6 protein-coding genes are annotated in these 6418 nt (G+C 61.6%); 1 reads left to right on the top strand and 5 read right to left on the bottom strand.

Annotated features, from left to right (window positions below; genetic code table 11):
• Window positions 1-115: 115 nt before the first annotated feature.
• The 5 genes from argF to argH are packed head-to-tail and all read right to left on the bottom strand — an operon-like array spanning window position 116 to window position 5764.
• Window positions 116-1027: an ornithine carbamoyltransferase gene (argF, locus tag B5F22_RS11705; RefSeq protein WP_087392690.1), complete on the bottom strand. Its 912-nt coding sequence runs from the start codon at window positions 1025-1027 to the stop codon at window positions 116-118.
• Between the two features lie 25 nt (window positions 1028-1052).
• Window positions 1053-2234, bottom strand: a complete 1182-nt coding sequence (locus B5F22_RS11700) for an acetylornithine transaminase (RefSeq protein WP_087392689.1) — start codon at window positions 2232-2234, stop codon at window positions 1053-1055.
• Window positions 2235-2248: 14 nt separating this feature from the next.
• A complete protein-coding gene (gene argB, locus B5F22_RS11695) occupies window positions 2249-3106 on the bottom strand; it encodes an acetylglutamate kinase (protein WP_087392688.1) in 858 nt (285 codons plus the stop codon).
• Between the two features lie 20 nt (window positions 3107-3126).
• Window positions 3127-4362 (bottom strand): bifunctional glutamate N-acetyltransferase/amino-acid acetyltransferase ArgJ, encoded by a 1236-nt coding sequence (gene argJ, locus B5F22_RS11690; RefSeq protein ID WP_087392687.1) that lies wholly within the window; start codon window positions 4360-4362, stop codon window positions 3127-3129.
• Between the two features lie 13 nt (window positions 4363-4375).
• Window positions 4376-5764: an argininosuccinate lyase gene (gene argH / locus B5F22_RS11685; RefSeq protein WP_087392686.1), complete on the bottom strand. Its 1389-nt coding sequence runs from the start codon at window positions 5762-5764 to the stop codon at window positions 4376-4378.
• Between the two features lie 411 nt (window positions 5765-6175).
• On the opposite strand from argH, the gene B5F22_RS12500 reads away from it, so the two are divergent.
• Window positions 6176-6418 (top strand): hypothetical protein (locus B5F22_RS12500; protein ID WP_204210595.1); only part of this gene is annotated, 243 nt, incomplete at its 3' end.

The following is a 6418-nucleotide window of genomic DNA, read 5'->3' as shown; positions in this document are numbered from 1 at the left end:
TGTTATAATTTGTCTGCATAAACAAATTGTACAGCAAATGAAACGAGAGGCCAACCCCCAAAAAGGTTAGCCTCTCGTTTTGTTGTTCTGGCCTATTTTGCAACAGGCCTATTTTTTATTTCATCAGCAGGTACATAACCGCCTTCTGGGCGTGGAGCCGGTTCTCCGCCTCCTCGAAGATCTCGTCGGCGTGGGCCTCGAACACCTCGGCGGTGATCTCCTCCCCCCGGTGGGCGGGCAGACAGTGCTGCACCATGCACCCGGGCTTGGCCAGAGACAGGAGCTTGTCGTCAATGCAGTACCCGGCAAACGCTTTTGCCCGCTCTGCCCGCTCCTCCTCCTGGCCCATGGAGGCCCACACGTCGGTGATCACCACGTCGGCGTCCACCACGGCGTCCTCCGGCTTGCGGCACAGCTGGAACTTGGGCCCCTCCACGGTGGCGGCAAAGTCCAGCACCCGGGGGTCCGGGTCATACCCCTGGGGGCAGGCCACGGACACATCCATGCCGCACTTGAGGCCGCCCACGATGAGGGAGTTTGCCATGTTGTTGCCGTCCCCCACAAAGGCCATTTTCAGGCCCTCCAGCCGGGTCATCTTCTCCCGGATGGTCATCAGATCCGCCAGCACCTGGCAGGGGTGGGCAAAATCCGTGAGGCCGTTGATGACGGGGATGGAGGCGTACTTGGCCAGAGCCTCCACCTCCTCCTGGGAGTAGGTTCGAATCATGATGCCGTCGCAGTAGCGGGCCAGCACCCGGGCAGTGTCCTCAATGGGCTCGCCTCGGCCAATCTGACTCTCCTTGCCGGAGAGGAACAGGGCGTGGCCGCCCAGCTGGTACATGCCCACCTCAAAGGAGACACGGGTGCGGGTGGAGTTCTTCTCAAAGATCATGGCCAGGGTCTTGCCCCGCAGCGCATCGTGGGGAATGCCATGCTTCTGGCTGTACTTCATCTGGTCGGCGGTGTCCAGAATCTCCTTGATGTCCTCCCCGCTCAAATCCAACAGCTTGAGTAAATCCTTTTTCATTCTTCGAACCTCCCTGGGAACCATATTATACCTTGGACAGCACGTCGTGGAACACACTCAGGCCCTTGTCCATCTCCTCCTGGGTGATGAGCAGCGGGGGCAGGAACCGCAGCCCGGTTCCGGCGGTGAGGGTGAGCAGCCCGGCCACGTTGAGCTTGGCGCACAGTTCCTTGTTGTTGTAGCCTTCCGCCACATCAATGCCAATCATCAGCCCTAGGCCCCGGGTCTTACCCAGGCAGGGCAGATGCATGTCCTCAATGGACTGGCGGATGTAAGCGCCCTTTTCCTTGACCTGGGCGATGGTGGCGTCGTCCAGCACCTCCAGCACGGCGCAGCCAGCGGCGGCGCTCACCGGGTTGCCGCCAAAGGTGGAACCGTGGGTGCCGGGGCCCAGAATGTTGCGGCACTTCTCGTTGACCAGGAAGCCGCCCATGGGCAGGCCCCCGGCAATGCCCTTGGCAAAGGAGCAGGCGTCGGGCTGAATGCCGTACTGCTGGAAGGCAAAGAGGGTGCCGGTGCGGCCAATGCCCGTCTGCACCTCGTCCACCAGCAGCAGCCAGTCCCGCTTCTCACACAGCTGGGCCAGCTGCTTGACAAACTCTTTGTCCATGGGCAGCACGCCGCCCTCGCCCTGCACCAGCTCCAGCAGCACCGCGCACACGTCGTGGCCCGCCACCTCCTGGATGGCCTCCATGGTGGGGTCGGCGCTGCGGAATCCTTCCGTGAAGGGGAAGAAATACTGGTGGAACACCTCCTGGCCGTTGGCGGCCAGAGTGGTGATGGTGCGGCCGTGGAAGGAGCGGTTGAGGGTGATCACGGTGCCTCTCCCCTTGCCGTACTTGTCAAAGGAATACTTGCGGGCCAGCTTGATGATACCCTCGTTGCCCTCGGCGCCGGAGTTGCCGAAGAAGGCGGCGGACATGCCGGACCGGGTGCACAGCTTCTCCGCCAACTGGGCGTAGGGCTGGGTGTAGTACAGGTTGGAGGCGTGGCCCAGCTTGGCCGCCTGCATGGTCACCGCTGCCAGCCACTTGGGGTGGGCGGTGCCCAGGGACAGCACGCCGATGCCAGAGGCGAAGTCGATGTACTCCTTCCCCTCCAAGTCATATAGGGTGGCCCCCAGCCCGTGGTCCAGGGCAATGGGGTTGCGGCCATAGGTCTGTACCAGGTATTGATGGTCCAAGTCCATCAGCTGTTGAGTGTTCATGGGTTTCTCCTCCTTTATCGCACCAGCATGGTGCCCGCTCCGTCGTCGGAGAGCAATTCGATCAAAATAGAGTGGGGAATGCGTCCGTCCAGGATGACGGTGGAGTTGACCCCCGAGCGCACCGCCTCCACGGCACAGTCGATCTTGGGGATCATGCCGCCGCTGATGATACCGTCCTTGATGAGGCCGGGAATCTCAGACACTCCCACGGAATGGATGAGGGTGGACTCATCCTTGGGGTCTCGCAGCAGGCCCCGCACGTCGGTGAGCAGCACCAGCTTCTCCGCCCCCAGAGCCACCGCCAGCTTGGCGGCGGCGGTGTCGGCGTTGATGTTGTAGGCGGTATTGCCGTCGGTGCCCTGGGCCACGGTGGACACCACAGGGATATACCCCTGGGCCAGGGCGTCCTGCACCACCTTGGGGTCCACCCCGGTGATCTCACCCACCAGGCCGTACTTATCACTCAGCTGCACCGCCTGGAACAGCTGGGCGTCCATGCCGCACAGCCCCAGGGCCCGGCCGCCCATACGGTTGAGGGTGGCCACCAGGTCCTTGTTCACCTTGCCGCACAGCACCTGCTGCACCACGTCCATGGTCTCCTCGTCGGTGTAGCGCAGGCCGTCCACGAACTTCCCCTCTTTGCCCAGGCGCTTGAGCATCTGGTTGATCTCGGGGCCGCCCCCGTGGACCACCACCACGTGGAGACCCACCAGGGACAGGAGGATGATGTCGGAAATGACGGCGCAGCGCAGCTCTTGAGAGATCATGGCGTTGCCGCCGTACTTCACCACAATGGTCTTGCCGTTGTATTTCTGAATGTAGGGCAGAGCCTCAGCCAGCACTTGGGCCCGGTCTGCCAGTGTATAAGCCATGTTCAGCACCTTCGTTTTTATCAGGAGCGGTAATCTCCGTTGATTTTTACATACTCATAGGTCAAGTCGCAGCCCCAGCAGGTGGCCTGGTCGTCTCCCTCGTGGAGGTTGACAGCGATAACCACCTCGTCCTGGCTCAGAATCTTCTTGGCCAGGTCCTCGTCAAAGTCCACCCCGGTGCCATGCTGGCACACCAGAATCTCGCCCTGGTCGGAGGAGAAGGACACATCCACATACTCCGGGCGGAAGGGGGCCTTGGAGTAGCCCATGGCGCACAGCACCCGGCCCCAGTTGGCGTCCGCGCCGAACATGGCGGCCTTCACCAGGGAGGAGCCCACCACGGCCTTGGCCAAACGCTCGGCGGTCTCCTCGCTGCGTGCCCCGGTGACGGTGCAGGTGATGAGGCGGCTGGCGCCCTCGCCGTCCCCGGCGATGGAACGGGCCATGGCCTCGCACACCTGGTACAGGGCCTTGTAGAAGAGGGTGTAGTCGTCGTCCTTCCACTCGATCTGAGTGTTCTCTGCCATGCCGTTGGCCAGCACCACACACATGTCGTTGGTGGAGGTGTCCCCGTCCACCGTGACCCGGTTGAAGGTGCGGGGCACAATGTCGTGGAGGGCGTCAGAGAGCATCTCGGAGGTGATGGCGCAGTCGGTGGTGATAAAGCACAGCATGGTGCCCATGTTGGGGTGAATCATGCCGGAGCCCTTGGCGATGGCGCCCACCGTCACCGGCTTGCCGCCGATGGTGACGGTGACGGCGATCTCCTTTTTCACCGTGTCGGTGGTCATGATGGCGTGGGCAGCGGCGTCGGAGCCCTCGTAGGACAGCTCCCCGGCCACCTGAGGCATCCCCCGCTGGATGGCGGCGATGTTCAGGGTCTGGCCGATGACGCCGGTGGAGGCCACGGCAAAGTCCTGGGGCTTGAGCCCGGTGGCGGCGGCGGCCAGCTCACACATCTTCTCGGCGTTTTCGTGGCTGAGAGGGGCACAGGCGTTGGCGTTGCCGCTGTTGGCCACAATGCCCCGGCACACCCCGTCCTCCAGGTGGCCCATGGTCACATAGAGAGGGGCGGCCTTCACCCGGTTGAGGGTATAGGTGGCGGCGGCGGTACACTCGCAGTCGGACACAATCATGGCCAGGTCGGGCTTGCCTTGGGTGCCGGGCACCCCTGCATGGCTGGCCTTGACCCCGCAGTACACCCCAGCGGCCCGGAAGCCTTTGGGGGCGGTGACACCGCCGGAAATGGTTTTCATATGCAATCTCTCCTTATTGCTTTGGACTGTGGAGGGCGACAAACTCCTCCATGAGCTGAATTTGCTGGTTGACAGACTCCTCCGAGGGGCCGCCGTACACGGTGCGGCCGTTGACACAGGTCTTGAGCTGGAGGGCCTCGTACACGTCCTCGTCAAACAGGGCGCTGATGGAGCGGAAGTCCTTCAAGGGCAGGGTGTCCAGGCTCTCCCCGGACTTGATGCACATATTCACCAGGCGGCCCACGATCATATAGGCCTCCCGGAAGGGCATGCCCTTCTTCACCAGGTAGTCGGCGCAGTCGGTGGCGTTGATGAAGCCGCCGGAGGCCGCCTTTGACATGTTCTTGGGCCGCACGGTCAGGGTGTCCAGCATGGCGGCGAACACGGGCACGCACAGCTCCACGGTGTCGATGGCGTCAAACACCGGTTCCTTGTCCTCCTGCATGTCCTTGTTGTAGGCCAGGGGCAGACCCTTCATCACGGTGAGCAGGGTAATGAGGGAGCCGTACACCCGGCCCGTCTTGCCCCGGACCAGCTCGGCCACGTCGGGGTTCTTCTTCTGGGGCATGATGGAGGAGCCGGTGGAGTAGGCATCGTCCAGGTCCACGAACTTGAACTCCCAGGAGCACCACAGAATGATCTCCTCAGAGAACCGGGACAGGTGCATCATGAGGATGGACAGGGCGGACAGCAGCTCAATGGCATAGTCCCGGTCGGACACAGCGTCCATGGAGTTGTCGCTGGGCTTAGCAAAGCCCAGGGCAGCGGCAGTCTGGAACCGGTCCACGGGATAGGTGGAGGTGGCCAGGGCGCCAGCGCCCAGGGGGCACTCGTCCATGCGCTCCAGGCAGTCCTCCAGCCGGGTCACATCCCGGCGCAGCATGTTGGCGTAGGCCATCATATAGTGGCCGAAGGTGGTGGGCTGGGCCCGCTGCAAGTGGGTGTAGCCGGGCATCACCGTATGTACATTGGCCTTGGCCTTACAGATGAGCACCTTCTGCAGATCCACAATCATGTCGATGATGGTGGGAATCTGCTCCTTCACATACAGGCGGAAGTCGGTGGCCACCTGGTCGTTGCGGCTGCGTCCAGTGTGCAGACGCTTGCCCGTCTGGCCGATGCGCTGGGTGAGGAGGGCCTCGATGTTCATGTGGATGTCCTCGTTGTCCAGAGAGAACTCCACCTTCTCGTCCTCGATGTCCTCCAAAATGGCCTTCAGTCCCTCCACAATCTTCTCCGCCTCGTGCTCTTCAATGATGCCCTGACGGCCCAGCATGGTGGCGTGGGCAATGGAGCCACGGATGTCCTGTTCATAGAGGCGGGCGTCAAAGGTGATGGAGGAGTTGAAGTCATTGACCTGTGTATCCGTTTCCTTCTGGAAGCGTCCTGCCCATAGTTTCATAATAACACAGCCTTTCGGAAATTTCTCGAAAATTTACGGATTTTCTCCGAAGTCTTCCGATGTTTCTAAATAGTCGGAGCGCAGGGACGGCCTAAGCCGCCCCTGCGCAACATGCCAAAGAAGTCCCAAGACTTCTTTGGCGAAAGGATTGCATGACGGATGGGGTTCGATTTCTTACGAAAAAGTCACCCCACCCGTCATGAGAAGTGTCATTTCCGATGCGCATGTCCCCGGAAATGACGGGATTTCATTTTATTCCATCACCTGCGGGTGACGGAACTCTGCGAGGCTCTATACCAAGAGAGTTTTGATCATCTGAGGTGAGAGCGAAAAGCCCACCTCTACAAAAAAGGTTATTACAGCTTGCCCTGCTCCCGCAGCGCCTGCACGGTGTCGGGCAGACCCCACAGATTGATGAATCCGGTGGCGTCCCTCCCCAGCGAGCAAACTCGCCGGGGGCCCCTCGATTTCACTCAAATCGCCAGAAGTGAATTCCGGCGATTTCAATGGCCTACGGCCATTGGCGGCGCACTCGCGCCGTCTCTGGCTCCGCCAGAGCAGGACGACGCCACTCTATTATTACAGCTTGCCCTGCTCCCGCAGCGCCTGCACGGTGTCGGGCAGACCCCACAGATTGATGAATCCGGTGGCGTC

Origin of the sequence: Pseudoflavonifractor sp. An187, from assembly GCF_002160275.1 — a bacterium.
GTDB classification, from domain to species: domain Bacteria; phylum Bacillota; class Clostridia; order Oscillospirales; family Oscillospiraceae; genus Enterenecus; species Enterenecus faecium.
Note: the sequence above shows the minus strand (reverse complement) of the source record. Positions and strands in the feature narration are given on the sequence as shown.

Bases quoted from the DNA above. Each gene is read 5' to 3' on its own strand.
- argF (WP_087392690.1), bottom strand. From the start codon at position 1,027: ATGAAAAAGGATTTACTCAAGCTGTTGGATTTGAGCGGGGAGGACATC.
- B5F22_RS11700 (WP_087392689.1), bottom strand. From the start codon at position 2,234: ATGAACACTCAACAGCTGATGGACTTGGACCATCAATACCTGGTACAG.
- argB (WP_087392688.1), bottom strand. From the start codon at position 3,106: ATGGCTTATACACTGGCAGACCGGGCCCAAGTGCTGGCTGAGGCTCTG.
- argJ (WP_087392687.1), bottom strand. From the start codon at position 4,362: ATGAAAACCATTTCCGGCGGTGTCACCGCCCCCAAAGGCTTCCGGGCC.
- argH (WP_087392686.1), bottom strand. From the start codon at position 5,764: ATGAAACTATGGGCAGGACGCTTCCAGAAGGAAACGGATACACAGGTC.